We start from the raw sequence: 14,499 nt of genomic DNA, 5'->3' as shown, positions 1-14,499 counted from the left end.
AAAGCGCCGAAGCTGATAATCGGTGCGATGATGCGCAAGCTGGCGCAGGTGGCATACGGCGTCCTGAAGTCAGGACGCCCGTTCGATGCCACGCTTCATACGGGAAATGCTTGCATGGCGTAACAGTATCTACGAAACCATGAACCCGTAATGGTTTGCCGGATGGCGCTTGCGCTTATCCGACCTACGAAGTTGTAGGGTGGATAAGCGCCAGCGCCATCCACCTTATTTTCTAGCGTACCCTTCCCTTGCTCCAGTACGCCATAAAGTTAATGGCGTCATGGTTCACCCCGCGCTCGCCGATCAGATGGCGTCGTAATAACTTCACCACGCTGGATTCCGCCGCCACCCAGCCGTAAAACTCCCGGCTGCAGCTGGTCGCTTTGTCCCACAGCAGTTCGCCCTCGGCTTCTTCATGTACGGCTTCATCGCTGCTGTTTGCCTGCGGGGTGCGGGCATGCTGCTGCACTGCTGGAATTAAGCATTCACCGTGCGTCGTGCCGTGCGGCTTACGCGGCAGCCAGTTAATTTCAGCAAACTCAAAGGCGCTTAAATCAGCGCAATCTCCTTCTTCCGGCACTTCAAAAAACGCCTGCACCTGTGGCGGATTTGCCTGCGCCGCCAGCATTTCCAGAATACCGCGCGCCGCCGGTAAGGCCGTTTCGTCGGCGATGATCAGCGCTTTCTTCAGCCCCTCCGGCGGCGTCCACTCGTAGCCGCCGCTGTCCTCCGGGTATTCCACGTTTGGGGCAACGATCTGGATAGCTTCGCCCGGCTGCGAATGAATCGCCCAGGCCGAAGCGGGGCCTTCCGTGCCGTGGCTGACAAACTCTACCGTCACTTCCTGACGCTGCCGATCCACATGGCGCAGCGTATAGGTGCGGATAACCGGCCTTTTCTCTTTTGGCAGCTCGAGGGATAGCTGATACCACTGCCCTTCGTTCGGCAAAGACGGCGGCGTGCCGTCTTCGGACGGGAACAGCATTTTGATGCGCTGGTCCGGCGAATCACATTTCATCTTCGCCACGTCCTCGCCGCTGAACACCAGGCTCAGCAGCGACGGCGACACGGCCCTCTTACGCGCCAGTTTTACGTTGAACAGGCGATAGCCCTGAACTCCTGCCATAACTCTTCCTTACGCTTAAATTGCAGGCGATGTGCGGCTGCGCCAGATGACGCCCGACACCGCGGTAAATAATAGGGCGGTAAGAAACGCCACCATAATCAGCGCCGCGTCGCCGTGGACTTTCGCCACCAGCGGCACCAGCAGCGCGCACAGGCCGTAGCCCAGCGTGTGGCTGGTGGCGATCCACCCCGCCCCGGCACCGTCCGCAAGCCTGTCATTGAGAAGAAGCTGGTAAGCCGGAGGAGCCATCGCCGCCCCGAAGGAGAGCACCGCGCAGCCGACATAAAACAGCCAGAGCTGGCCGGATATCATCATTGCCAACCCGGCAACCATCAACGCCCCGGCGGTCAGCAGCAGGGGAATCGGAGTTAATAACTGGGGACGAAGCACGGCGAACTGCGCGATCAGCGACGCCACTGCCGCCAGGCTGAGCAGCCAGGCAACCTGATGGCTGATAGCCGTGGTATTACCGGCAAACTGGCGCGCCAGCGCCGGGGAAAGCCCCAGCTGCATCAGGCTCACCGAGGCCGCGAGCAGCAGGGCACAAAGCATGTAGGGGAGGCAGTCCAGCCGCAGGCGGGCGCTTTTGCGCGTGGTCGCAGGCTGAGGAGGCGTACCCGGCAGGCGCAGCATCATCAGCAGCGCCAGCAAAGGAGCCACCATCAGCAGCACCAGCGGCGCAAGCGGATGAATAAACAGCATGCCCGCCGCGCACAGCGGCCCGAACAGTCTCCCGCAGCTTAATCCCGAGCTGATGGTCGCCAGCGCTGCCATGCGTTTCCCCTCGCCCGCTCGCTGAAGCGCCCAGACCTGGCAGGCGGGCACCATTGCCGAAACCGTCAGGCCATAGATGACCCTGGCGATAACCAAAATCGCCAGTCCGACGTATCCGTCCACCGCGTTAAGCGCCAGCAGCGCGCAGCCAAGGCCGAGCAGAATAAAACTCAGGCCGTATCCGCCCAGCGAATACAAAACCACGGGCTTGCAGCCCTGGCGGGCGATCTGCTTTCCCCACCACGGCGAGGACGGCAGAAACAGCATCGACCCCAGCGTTAACAAACCCGCCCACACCGACAGGCTTAAATGCGTCTGCATCACCAGCACCGGGATAACTACTAACAGGCCATTTTGCCCTACGCCAAGTAATCCGGCGCTGAACGCCAGGGGCCAGCAGGACAGGGATTTTTGCGGCGCTGCGGCTATGTCAAGGGATGTCACAATGTTGCTAACCCGTAGAGTTTATGTATGTATTTGTAAAACTTATTTATCAGATTCTAACAATTGATATTGATAATGAGAAACGTTATCGGCAGAATTCGCATTATCATAACGCGTGGAAACTGTTTGATAATGAACTTGTCGACCAAAACGCAGGCCCCGGACGTGGCTGCGCAGTGCTTCCTGAACTCTCTTATCCGTGAAACCACAGACTGGCGGCTCAGCGACGGTCAGCCTGCCGAACTCATTATCCCGCTGGGGGAGCAGCAGGCGCTGCATTGTAAAGTGGCCTACTTCTCGCCAACCCAGCATCACCGCTTTGCCTTCCCGGCGCGCCTGGTGAACGGCAGCGGCAGCCGGGCGGTAGATTTTGCCACCCTCGCCCAGCTGATCGTCGATAAGCTGCAGCATCAGCAAATGCTCCCGGCCTCCGGCTGCGAGGCCTTTCACCAGCGGGTAATGGAAAGCCATGTGCATACCCATCAGGCGATAGATGCCCGCCACGACTGGCCCGCGCTGCGTGAAGAACCGCTGAACTTCGGCGAAGCCGAGCAGGCGCTGCTGGTGGGCCACGCGTTCCACCCGGCACCGAAATCCCACGAGCCGTTCAGCCAGCAGCAGGCCGGGCGCTATCTGCCAGATTTTGCGCCCCATTTCCCGCTGCGCTGGTTTGCGGTGGACAAAGCGCAGCTGGCGGGCGACAGCCTCCACCTCAGCCTGCAACAGCGTCTGACCCGCTTTGCCGCTGAGAACGCGCCACAGCTGCTAAGTGAACTGACCGATCGGCAGTGGCTGTTCCCGCTGCACCCGTGGCAGGCAGATTATTTGCTTGAACAGGCGTGGTGCCAGCAGCTGGTTGAGCAGGGCCTGGTCAAAGATTTGGGCGAGGCAGGAACGCCGTGGCTGCCCACCACCTCTTCCCGCTCGCTCTACTGCGCCACCAGCCGCGACATGATTAAGTTTTCCCTGAGCGTGCGGCTGACCAACTCCGTCCGCACCCTCTCGGTGAAGGAAGTGAAGCGCGGGATGCGTCTTGCGCGCCTGGCGCAAACCGGGCGCTGGCAGGAGCTTCAGGCCCGTTTCCCGACCTTCCGCGTGATGCAGGAAGACGGCTGGGCCGGGCTGCGCGACCTGCAGGGCAACGTCATGGAAGAGAGCCTCTTCGCCCTGCGCGAGAACCTGATTGTCGACCAGCCGCAGAGCCAGACTAACGTGCTGGTGTCGCTGACGCAGTCCGCCCCGGACGGCGGCGATTCCCTGCTGGCTGCGGCCGTTAAGCGCCTTAGCAGGCGTCTGAACATTTCTGAGAAACAGGCCGCCCACGCGTGGGTGGATGCCTACTGCCAGCAGATCCTGAAGCCGCTGTTTACCGCCGAGGCGGACTACGGTCTGGTGCTGCTTGCCCATCAGCAAAATATTCTGGTGGAGATGCAGCAGGATCTGCCGGTTGGCCTGATCTACCGCGACTGCCAGGGCAGCGCCTTTATGCCCCACGCCGCGGGCTGGCTGGACGTAATTGGCGAAGCGCAGGCGGAGAACGTCTTCACCCGCGAGCAGCTCCTGCGCTACTTCCCTTACTACCTGCTGGTGAACTCCACGTTTGCGGTCACCGCCGCGCTGGGTGCCGCCGGAATGGACACCGAAGCCAGCCTGATGGCGCGCGTGCGCGATGCGCTGGACGCCGTACGCCGCGAAGTGACGCACAAAACCTGTCTCGACTACGTGCTGGAAAGCCCGCACTGGAACGTGAAGGGCAACTTCTTCTGCTATCTGCACGACCACAACGAAAACACCATCGTCGATCCGTCGGTGATCTACTTCGATTTCAGCAACCCGCTGCTGGCTCAGGAGGGCTAAATGTCTCAGGCAACTATCGTTCACGGCGGCCACGGCCTGCGCTGCGAAAAACTCTCCAAAGCGCTGACGCTGGGCTGGGGACAGGACAACAGCGCGGTGCTGCACTGGCCCGGCGTTCTTCCGGCAGGCTGGCTGCGCGACGCGCTGGACCAGATGTTTATCGCCGCGCCGCAGCTTAAGGCTATCGTTCTGCCGTACGCGGAGTGGCGCGAAGAGCCTCAGGCGCTGGCCCTGTTTGACGGGCTGAAAAGCGACATCGTTCACCGCGAAGCATTCTGGCAGCTGCCGCTGTGGCTGAGCGCCCCGCGCAAAACGGCTTCCGGCGAGATGGTCTTTGATGCTGAGCGTGAGATTTATCACCCGCAGCGCCCCGCCCGCCCGGATGGCGAAGTTTATCGCCGTTACGACCCGCGAATTCGCCGCACGCTGAGCTTCCGCGTGGCCGACCCGGCGCTGGATGCAGAGCGCTTCACCCGCTGGATGAACGATCCGCGCGTTGATTTTTTCTGGGAGCAAAGCGGCCCGCTGGACGTGCAGACCGCCTATCTGCAGCGCCAGCTCACCGGCAAGCACGCCTTCCCGCTGATTGGCTGCTTTGACGACCGGCCGTTCAGTTATTTCGAAATCTACTGGGCGGCGGAAGACCGCATTGGCCGCCACTATCCGTGGCAGGCCTTCGACCGCGGCCTGCACCTGCTGGTTGGCGAGCAGGAGTGGCGCGGCGCGCACTTTGTGCAGAGCTGGCTGCGCGGCCTGAGCCACTATCTGCTGCTCGATCAGCCCGATACCAAGCGCCTTGTGCTTGAGCCGCGAGCCGACAACCAGCGCCTGTTCCGCCACCTGGAGCCTGCGGGCTACGCCACGATAAAAGAGTTCGATTTCCCCCATAAACGCTCCCGCCTGGTCATGGCCGAACGTCATAGCTTTTTCAGCGAGGTGGGCCTGTGATGAACCGCAAGGACTGGGATTTCGTTAACCGCCAGCTGGTCGCCAAAATGCTGGCGGAGCTGGAGTACGAGCAGGTTTTTCACGCGCAGGAACAGGGTGATAACAGTTACTGCATCGGCCTGCCCGGCGTCGAATGGCACTTCACCGCCGAACGCGGCATCTGGGGCTGGCTGTGGATCGATCCGCAGTCGCTGCGCTGCGGGGACAAGCCGGTGCTGGCGCAAACGCTGCTGATGCAGCTGAAGCCCGTGCTGTCGATGAGCGATGCGACCGTCGCCGAACATATGCAGGATCTCAACGCTACCCTGCGCGGCGACCTGCAGCTGCTGAACGCCCGCCGTGGGATGAGCGCCGACGATCTTATCGATCTGGACGCCGACAGGCTGCAGTGCCTGCTGAGCGGCCACCCGAAATTCGCCTTTAACAAAGGCCGCCGTGGCTGGGGGCTGGATGCGCTGGAGCGCTATGCGCCCGAATATGCCAACACCTTCCGCCTGCACTGGCTGGCGGTAAAGCGTGAGCATATGGTCTGGCGCTGCGACAGCGAGCTGGATGTACGCCAGCTGCTGGCCGCCGCGATGGACGAGGCTGAATCAGCCCGTTTTAACCGGGCGTGGAAAGAGAATGGCCTGGACGAGAGCTGGCTGCCGCTTCCGGTTCATCCTTGGCAGTGGCAGCAAAAAATAGCCCTCGAGTTCGTGGCGGACCTGGCCGAAGGGAAGATGGTGTCACTTGGCGAGTTCGGCGACCGGTGGCTTGCCCAGCAGTCCTTGCGCACGCTGACCAACGCCAGCCGTCAGGGCGGGCTGGATATCAAGCTGCCGCTGACCATCTACAACACCTCCTGCTATCGCGGGATCCCCGGCAAATACATTGCTGCCGGGCCGCTGGCCTCACGCTGGCTGCAAACCGTCTTTGCGACCGACAGCACGCTTATCGATACGGGTGCGGCGATCCTCGGTGAGCCAGCTGCGGGCTACGTTTCCCACGCAGGCTACGCCGCGCTGGCGGAAGCCCCTTATCGCTACCAGGAAATGCTGGGAGTTATCTGGCGCGAAAACCCGTCCCGCTGGCTGAATGCCGACGAGTCGCCGATCCTGATGGCGACGCTGATGGAGTGCGACGAGAACGGCCAGCCGCTGATTGGCGCGTATATCGCCCGCTCCGGCCTTAGCGCCGAAGCGTGGCTGACGAAGATGTTCGAAGTGGCCGTCGTGCCGCTTTATCACCTGCTCTGCCGCTACGGCGTAGCCCTTATCGCCCACGGGCAAAATATTACCCTCGCCATGAAGGACGGCGTGCCGCAGCGCGTCCTGCTGAAAGATTTTCAGGGCGATATGCGTCTGGTGAAGGATGAGTTCCCGGAGATGGACTCCCTGCCTCAGGAGGTGCGGGACGTCACCGCCCGCCTGAGCGCCGACTATTTAATTCATGATTTGCAGACCGGACACTTTGTCACGGTGCTGCGCTTTGTTTCGCCGCTGATGGCGCGCCTCGGCGTGCCGGAACGACGTTTTTATCAGCTGCTGTCCGCAGTGTTGAGTGATTACATGCAGGCCCATCCGCAACTGTCGGCGCGCTTTGCGCTTTTCTCACTCTTTAAGCCACAGATCATCCGCGTCGTGCTGAACCCGGTAAAACTGACCTGGCCTGACCAGGACGGCGGCAGCCGCATGCTGCCGAACTACCTTGAGGATCTGCAAAACCCGCTGTGGCTGGTCACGAAGGACTAATCATGACAAACACTGTTGATTTTATCGGCGTAGGCGTTGGCCCGTTCAACCTGAGCATTGCGGCCCTTGCCCACGAAGCGGAAGGTTTTACGAGCCAGTTCTTCGACAGCCGCCCTAACTTTGCGTGGCATCCGGGCATGCTGGTGCCGGACTGCCATATGCAGACGATGTTCTTAAAAGACCTGGTGAGCGCCGTTGCCCCCACCAGCCCGTTCAGCTTTGTGAACTATCTGGTGAAGCGCAAAAAGTTCTACCGTTTCCTGACCACCGAGCTGCGCACCGTCTCGCGCGATGAGTTTTCGGACTATCTGCGCTGGGCCGCTGAGGGCATGAATAACCTGCGCTTTAACCAGACCGTCGAACAGATTGATTTTGACGATCGGCAGCAGCGGTTTGTGTTGCGGACCGGCCAGGGCGAGAGCTACGCGCGCAATATTTGCCTTGGCATCGGCAAACAGCCCCACCTGCCGCCCTGCGTGAAAACCGTTACCTCAACCTGCTTCCACGCCAGCGAGATGAGCCTGCGCAGGCCGGATTTAACCGGCAAACGCGTGACGGTTGTAGGCGGCGGCCAGAGCGGTGCCGACCTGTTCCTCAACGCCTTCAACGGCGCATGGGGTCAGGTGGCACAGGTGAACTGGGTTTCGCGCCGCAACAACTTCAACGCGCTGGATGAAGCAGCCTTCGCTAACGAGTACTTCACGCCGGAGTACGTCACCAGCTTCGTTGGGCTGGGGGAAAACGCCAGGCAGCAGATGCTCGACGAGCAGAAGATGACCTCCGACGGCATTACCGCCGACTCCCTGCTAAGCATTTATCGCGCGCTCTATCACCGTTTCGAAGTGCTCGGCCAGCCGCGCAACGCGCAGCTGCTGCCAAGCCGCTCGGTCACTGGCCTGCAGGGCCGCGGCCAGGGCTGGCAGCTTCAGCTGCAGCATCACCTTGACCACGGCTATGACGTTATCGACAGCGACGTGGTGATTTTTGCCACCGGCTACCGCCCGGCGCTGCCGCAGATGCTTTCGCCGCTGGTGTCCCGCCTGAGCATGCGGGATGAGTGCAGCTTCAACGTGCGTGAGGACTTCACGCTGGAGTGGGACGGCCCGCGTGAAAACAATATTTTTGCCGTTAACGCCAGCATGCAGACCCACGGCATCGCGGAACCGCAGCTGAGCCTGATGGCCTGGCGCTCCGCCCGCATTCTTAATCGCGCTCTGGGGCGTGATTTATTCGATCTCAGCATGCCGCCGCCGCTTATCCAGTGGCGCAGCGGCAGCAGGGAAATACCGCAGCACACGGCTGCTTCGTTCACTCACTACACAGAGTCTTTGGGCTGATTATTGTTAGCCCGCACGAAGGAAGAATAATGATCTGCAATAAGCATACTCTCTGGGCGCTGAATCCGCTGCTTCTGGCCATGATGGCCCCGGCGGTCGCACAGCAAACTAACGAAGAAAATATCGTGGTCTCCGCCAACCGCAGCAACCGTACCGTTGCCGAAATGGCACAGACGACCTGGGTGATTGAGAACGCCGAGCTGGAAGAGCAGGTTCAGGGCGGGAAAGAGCTGAAAGATGCGCTGGCCCAGCTGATCCCCGGTCTTGACGTCAGCAGCCAGAGCCGCACCAACTACGGCATGAACCTGCGTGGCCGCCCGATGGTGGTGCTGATCGACGGCGTGCGCCTGAACTCTTCGCGCACCGACAGCCGCCAGCTGGACTCCATCGACCCGTTCAATATCGAACACATTGAAGTTATTTCCGGCGCCACCTCGCTGTACGGCGGCGGCAGTACCGGCGGCCTGATTAACATCGTGACCAAAAAAGGCCAGCCGGAAACGCAGATGGAGTTCGAGTCCGGCATCAAGTCCGGCTTCAACAGCAGCAAGGATCACGACGAACGTATCGCCGGGGCTATCTCCGGGGGTAACGAACACGCCTCGGGTCGTGTCTCTGTGGCCTACCAGAAATTTGGCGGCTGGTTTGACGGCAACGGCGACCAGACGCTGCTGGATAATACCCAGACCGGACTTCAATATTCCGACCGCCTGGATTTAATGGGCACGGGCACCATCAATATTGATGAGACCCAGCAGCTGCAGGTCGTTACCCAGTATTACAAGAGTAAAGGCGACGATGATTACGGCCTGAATCTTGGCGAAGATTTTTCGGCAATCAAAGGCACCAGCGACGCTTACGTCAGCAGCGGGCTGAACTCTGACCGTATTCCGGGCACCGAACGCCACCTGATAAGCCTGCAGTATTCCAACAGCGATTTCCTGGGCCAGGAGCTGGTCGGCCAGGTGTACTATCGCGACGAGTCGCAGCTGTTCTATCCCTTCCCGACGGTGAACGGTAATAAAGACGTGACCGCCCTTTCCTCCTCCCAGCAGGATACGGACCAGTACGGCGCGAAGCTGACGCTGAACAGCACGCCACTCGATGGTTTACAGCTGACCTACGGGCTGGACGCCGACCACGAGCGCTTTACCTCCAACCAGATGTTCTTCGACCTGGATAAGGCCGCGGCCTCCGGCGGCCTGAACAACCAGAGTATTTATACTACCGGGCGCTATCCGGGCTACGACATCACTAACCTGGCGGCCTTCCTGCAATCGAGCTATGACATCAACGACCTGTTCACCCTGAGCGGCGGCGTGCGCTACCAGTACACCGAGAATAAAGTTGATGACTTCATCGGCTACGCCCAGCAGCAGGCCATTGCCGGGGGCAGAGCCACCTCCGCCGATGCCATTCCCGGCGGCTCTACCGACTACGATAATTTCCTGTACAACGCCGGTATCCTGATGCATATCAGCGAGCGCCAGCAGACCTGGTTCAACTTCTCGCAGGGCGTGGAGCTGCCGGATCCGGGTAAATATTATGGTCGCGGTGCCTACGGCCCTGCCGTCAACGGCCACCTGCCACTTATCAACAGCGTCAACGTCAGCGACAGTACGCTGCAGGGCGTGAAAGTTGACTCCTATGAGCTGGGCTGGCGCTACACCGGCGACAATCTGCGTACGCAGCTGGCGGCCTACTATTCACTGTCCGACAAGAGCGTTGTCGCTAATAAAGATCTGACCATCAGCGTGCTGGATGACAAGCGCCGCATCTATGGCGTGGAAGGTGCGGTGGATTACTTCATCCCTGATACCGCCTGGAGCACCGGCGGTAACTTCAACGTGCTGAAAACGGAGTCAAAAGTTGACGGCAAGTGGGAGAAATACGACGTCAAAGTCGCAAGCCCGTCTAAAGCCACGGCTTATATTGGCTGGGCGCCAGATCCCTGGAGCCTGCGCGTACAGAGCACCACGTCATTCAAAATCAGCGATGACGAAGGTAATGAGATTGACGGCTACACCACCATCGATTTCCTCGGCAACTACCAGCTGCCGGTGGGTAAACTGAGCTTCAGCATCGAGAACCTGCTGGACCGCGATTACACCACCGTCTGGGGCCAGCGCGCGCCGATGTACTACAGCCCTGGCTACGGCCCTGCTTCGCTGTATGACTATAAAGGCCGCGGCCGTACCTACGGCGTGAACTACTCCGTTCTGTTCTAAGTTTCCTCCTCAGGCCTGCGGTTTGCGCGGGCCTGCATTTTTACCACTGCACACAACTTCCCCCTCGACCGGCCCCGCCCACTGCTATAAAACATAAGGCAACGTCTATTTGTATTATGTATTTATCGCAGGGTATTCATATGCTAGTTGGATTCATTGGTAACGGTGCCGTAGTTGAAACGGCGTATCTCCCGGCAATCTCTCGCCTGTCGCTTCCCGGGCTGATCTTATACGGTTTCGATCCCGATCCGGCTCGCCGAAAAAGTGAAATTACCTCCTGCGACTCGCTGCATGATTTGCTGGCGCTGCCGCTGGATATGGTGCTGATCGCCACGCCTTCCCTTGCTCATCTTCCCGTGCTGGAAGCGGTGCTGAAAAGCGCCGTGCCGCAGATCGTGGTTGAGAAACCCGTTGCCGCCACCCTCGAGCAGCTCGCCGTGCTGGACAGCCTGCTGGCCGACCCGGCGGTAGCGTCGCGCGTGTTAGCGCTGGATCACTGGATGGTGCGCACCGACGCCACGCGGTTGATTAAAGATGTCAGCGAAATTGAACGCATTGAAGGCTTTCTACAGGAGCCGAGCGGCTTTAACGACGCGGGCGAACCCGTAGCCCTGAACTTTGCCACGGGCGAAGCGGATACGCGCACGTTACGCCACCCGGACGGGGTCATTGTCGATATCGGCACGCACGTGCTGGCAATGATCCGCGAGACTGTACATCAGCTTGGCGGCACGGACGAACTGAGCCTCGGGCTGGTTCACGCCCGCGACCGTCTCGGCAGGCCGATTAAAGAGGGTGATGTCACCACGGCAGAAGGCGACGCGGCCCTGCGCGGCACGCTTAGCGGCATCCCTATTACGCTGACACTAAATAAGTACGCGGGCCCGGCGGGCGGACAAAAAGGGATGAAAATCTATCTGCATGACGGACGGATTGTAAACGTGGGTCGCCGTGGCGCGGACGAGGTGGTAGAGGTGCTGAACGCCAACAGCAGCCGTCAGCATATTATCGATGGTCCGCTTTACGATCGGTGTTTAAAAGAAGTGGTATTGGGAAAAGAAAGGATGTTCGTCAGCGATCCGCAGGGAATTCCGGCGATGACACGGCGAAGAATACAGGAAGTGAAGGCGTTATTGGCGTTGCAGCAGGAGCTACGAGGGAAGCATTGAGATGGACTTGTCGGATGACGCTGCGCTTATCCGACCTACGATTGTTAACCGTAGGGGGTAAGCGGCAGCGTCATCCACCGGTGTTTTAAGCTTTATTCAACACCAGCTGGCCATTGTTATCCAATGGGATCTGCGAGCCTGGGTCTTTATCCATACGGATTTTGCCCTGCTGGTCGCCAATCTTGTAGGTTACGTCATAGCCGAGCATTTTCTCTGACTTGTCGTACACGGTTTTACAGCGCTGCTGGGTCGTGGTGTAAGTGTCACGATCCTGCATAGCACCCTGCACCTGGTTGCCGGCATAGCCGCCACCTAATGCACCAGCGACTGTCGCAACGTCTTTACCGCGTCCGCCACCAAACTGATGACCAATGACGCCACCTGCTACGGCACCCAGTGCGGAACCGAGGATGCGGTTTTCATCCTGTACCGGACGACGGTGCGTCACTGCCACGTCGCGGCACTCTTTACGCGGCGTTTTCACCGTCTCTTTGATCGGTGTTGCCGATACTACCTGTGCGTACTGGGGGCTACGGTCAAAAACGTTCATACTTGCAACCGCAGCAATACCAAGTGCTGCGGCCACGCCAATACCTATACCCGCTAACATTGATTTATTCACAGGACATCCTCCTGATTATGTGATTGCTGTGATTTTGCCTGCTGATGCCTGCGGAGCCAATCAGAAAACGGATGAAAAAGACATGTTCATCGATAAAACATAGGGATTTGAGAGGATTCTTAAGCATAAAAAAACCCGACGCATGGCCGGGTTGAAAAAATTTTGGTTAAGTCGATCAGTGCAGCTTCAGGCGCGGGCGGATCACGCGGTTGATACTGCCAACCAGCATCATCAGGCCCGTTTTGAAGTAGCCGTGCAGCGCCACCTGGTGCATCCGGTACAGGGAGATGTACACGAAGCGGGCCATGCGCCCTTCCACCATCATTGAGCCGCGCATCAGGTTGCCCATCAGGCTGCCTACGGTGGAGAATTTGGACAGGGAGACCAGCGAGCCGTGATCCTTATAAACATAGGATTTCAGCGGCTTGTCTTTCATCTGCGCAAGGATGTTAGTCAGCGCAAGCGAAGCCATCTGGTGCGCGGCCTGAGCGCGCGGCGGCACGAAACCGCCTTCAGGACGGGCGCAGGATGCGCAGTCGCCAATCGCGTAGATATCCGGATCGCGCGTGGTTTGCAGCGTAGGCTCGGTGACCAGCTGGTTAATACGGTTGGTTTCGAGCCCGCCGATATCTTTCATAAAGTCTGGCGCTTTAATCCCTGCCGCCCAGACCATCAGATCCGCCGCGATGTATTCGCCATCTTTGGTATTCAGGCCGCCCGCGTCTGCGGACGTCACCATTGTCTGGGTGAGCACCCGCACGCCAAGTTTAGTCAGCTCGCTGTGCGCCGCGCCAGAAATACGCGGCGGCAGCGCAGGCAGGATTCGCTCGCCCGCTTCCACCAGCGTGACGTTCAGCGCGTCGTTGGTCAGCCCTTTGTAGCCATAGCTGTGTAGCTGCTTAACCGCGTTATGCAGCTCCGCAGACAGCTCCACGCCGGTTGCCCCGCCGCCCACAATGGCAATATTTACTTTGCCGCTGGCGCCGAGGTTAGAAGAGTATTTGAGGAACAGGTTCAGCATTTCAGAGTGGAAGCGACGCGCCTGGTGCGGGTTGTCCAGGAAAATGCAGTTCTCTTTTACGCCCGGCGTGTTGAAGTCATTGGACGTACTGCCCAGCGCCATCACCAGCGTGTCATAAGGAATCTTACGTTCCGGAACCAGCAGCTCGCCCTTTTCGTCGCGCAGTTCGGCGAGCGTCAGGGTTTTGGCTTCACGGTTGATATCCATGACGGAGCCCAGCTGGAACTGGAAGTGATGATTGCGCGCGTGGGCCAGGTAGCTCAGCGCATCCACGCCTTCATCCAGGGAGCCGGTTGCCACTTCGTGCAGCAATGGTTTCCACAGATGGCTGTGATTGCGGTCCACCAGCGTAATTTTGGCTTTTTTGCCGCGGCCCAGTTTTTTCCCTAGCTGGGTAGCCAGTTCAAGTCCGCCAGCACCACCACCTACAATGACAATTTTTCTTAATGGCGTAGTCAAAGTGACCCCCTAAAATATTAACCAATTGTTAATTAAAAGTTATTTAAATAACGTTTAATTAACAACAGTTTGCATTCATCCGCGAAGGATAATGTCCAGAGAATAACATGAAGGGTGCATTGGTCATACCAAAATTGATGTACATCAATTTTAATGCCGAAAAGATACACAAAAAAGGGTCAGCTTATGCTGACCCTTTTGCGTAACGCATTGATGGGCTGAGTATTACCCCAGCGTTTTAAATGCCTTAATGCGCTGCAGGTGCGGAGAGATATTTTTGAATTTATGGCCCTGATTTTCGTCCCAGACTATCTCGTAGTAATGATGCAGCATTTCGGCCGTACGCTCGCTGTTCAACGCTTCATCTTTACGGGACAGGATGGTGAGGCAGCGGTCGCGGTTTTTCTCGCGGAAGTTCTGCACGCATTTGGTTGAAATGTCGGCGTACTCTTCCGGGCGGTCGATTTTGCCTTCCATGTTCTCCTGCGGGAACAGGTTTGGATTGAAGATCACCTGGCGAATATCACACAGGAAACCAATGCGCTCGGCCCAGAATCCCCCCAGCCCCACGCCGCAGATCAGCGGACGTTCGTCGTCGCTGAGCTGGAGCATTTTGTCGACTTCTTTCAGCAGGTGCTGCATATCATGTTTAGGGTGGAGCGTGCTGTAGCTGATAAGCCGCACGTCCGGGTCGATAAACTGAAGTTGCAGCACCTTTTCATGGTTACCGGGACTGTTTGAGTCAAAACCGTGTAAATAGATAATCATTGCATCCTCACCG

At 58.8% G+C, this 14,499-nt stretch carries 11 protein-coding genes and 1 pseudogene; 7 read left to right on the top strand and 5 right to left on the bottom strand.

Going from position 1 to position 14,499, the window contains the following annotated elements:
- Positions 1-123, top strand: a pseudogene (locus tag HYQ67_RS15790) (IS110 family transposase); the annotation flags it as partial.
- Between the two features lie 109 nt (positions 124-232).
- Here HYQ67_RS15790 and HYQ67_RS15785 read toward each other — a convergent pair.
- Together HYQ67_RS15785 and HYQ67_RS15780 are read right to left on the bottom strand one after the other, a co-directional pair.
- Positions 233-1,126, bottom strand: a complete 894-nt coding sequence (locus HYQ67_RS15785) for a siderophore-interacting protein (protein ID WP_202304937.1) — start codon at positions 1,124-1,126, stop codon at positions 233-235.
- Between the two features lie 15 nt (positions 1,127-1,141).
- A complete protein-coding gene (locus HYQ67_RS15780) occupies positions 1,142-2,344 on the bottom strand; it encodes an MFS transporter (RefSeq protein ID WP_202304936.1) in 1,203 nt (400 codons plus the stop codon).
- Positions 2,345-2,476: 132 nt separating this feature from the next.
- Here HYQ67_RS15780 and iucA point away from each other — a divergent pair, with 132 nt between their 5' ends.
- From iucA to HYQ67_RS15750, 6 genes are all read left to right on the top strand, one after another.
- Positions 2,477-4,201 carry an aerobactin synthase IucA gene (iucA, locus tag HYQ67_RS15775; RefSeq protein WP_202304935.1) on the top strand — a complete coding sequence of 575 codons (1,725 nt, stop codon included), beginning with the start codon at positions 2,477-2,479 and terminating at the stop codon, positions 4,199-4,201.
- Complete coding sequence (gene iucB, locus HYQ67_RS15770; RefSeq protein WP_202304933.1) at positions 4,202-5,149, top strand: N(6)-hydroxylysine O-acetyltransferase; 948 nt, start codon at positions 4,202-4,204, stop codon at positions 5,147-5,149.
- Positions 5,149-6,882 carry an aerobactin synthase IucC gene (iucC, locus tag HYQ67_RS15765; protein WP_202304956.1) on the top strand — a complete coding sequence of 578 codons (1,734 nt, stop codon included), beginning with the start codon at positions 5,149-5,151 and terminating at the stop codon, positions 6,880-6,882. The genes iucB and iucC overlap by 1 nt, the downstream gene beginning before the upstream one ends.
- A gap of 2 nt (positions 6,883-6,884) precedes the next feature.
- Positions 6,885-8,219, top strand: a complete 1,335-nt coding sequence (gene iucD, locus HYQ67_RS15760) for an NADPH-dependent L-lysine N(6)-monooxygenase (RefSeq protein WP_202304926.1) — start codon at positions 6,885-6,887, stop codon at positions 8,217-8,219.
- Positions 8,220-8,248: 29 nt separating this feature from the next.
- A complete protein-coding gene (gene iutA, locus HYQ67_RS15755) occupies positions 8,249-10,447 on the top strand; it encodes a ferric aerobactin receptor IutA (RefSeq protein WP_202304924.1) in 2,199 nt (732 codons plus the stop codon).
- Between the two features lie 140 nt (positions 10,448-10,587).
- Complete coding sequence (locus HYQ67_RS15750; RefSeq protein ID WP_202304922.1) at positions 10,588-11,616, top strand: Gfo/Idh/MocA family oxidoreductase; 1,029 nt, start codon at positions 10,588-10,590, stop codon at positions 11,614-11,616.
- A gap of 85 nt (positions 11,617-11,701) precedes the next feature.
- Here the strand turns inward: HYQ67_RS15750 and HYQ67_RS15745 are convergent, their stop codons facing one another.
- The 3 genes from HYQ67_RS15745 to ycfP all read right to left on the bottom strand — a co-directional run bounded on the left by HYQ67_RS15745 (position 11,702) and on the right by ycfP (position 14,486).
- The gene (locus HYQ67_RS15745) at positions 11,702-12,238 is read right to left on the bottom strand and encodes a glycine zipper 2TM domain-containing protein (RefSeq protein ID WP_202304920.1); all 537 of its coding nucleotides are present in this window, start codon (positions 12,236-12,238) and stop codon (positions 11,702-11,704) included.
- A 175-nt stretch (positions 12,239-12,413) separates the two neighbouring features.
- Positions 12,414-13,718 (bottom strand): NAD(P)/FAD-dependent oxidoreductase, encoded by a 1,305-nt coding sequence (locus tag HYQ67_RS15740; RefSeq protein WP_202304918.1) that lies wholly within the window; start codon positions 13,716-13,718, stop codon positions 12,414-12,416.
- 225 nt (positions 13,719-13,943) lie between these two features.
- Positions 13,944-14,486 (bottom strand): alpha/beta hydrolase YcfP, encoded by a 543-nt coding sequence (gene ycfP, locus HYQ67_RS15735; RefSeq protein WP_202304916.1) that lies wholly within the window; start codon positions 14,484-14,486, stop codon positions 13,944-13,946.
- Positions 14,487-14,499: the final 13 nt, after the last annotated feature.

This window comes from Dryocola clanedunensis subsp. sulfonylureivorans (assembly GCF_016756775.1).
Classification (GTDB): domain Bacteria; phylum Pseudomonadota; class Gammaproteobacteria; order Enterobacterales; family Enterobacteriaceae; genus Dryocola; species Dryocola clanedunensis.
The sequence above is the reverse complement of the archived record's forward strand: the minus strand, read 5'-3'. Positions and strand labels throughout refer to the sequence as shown.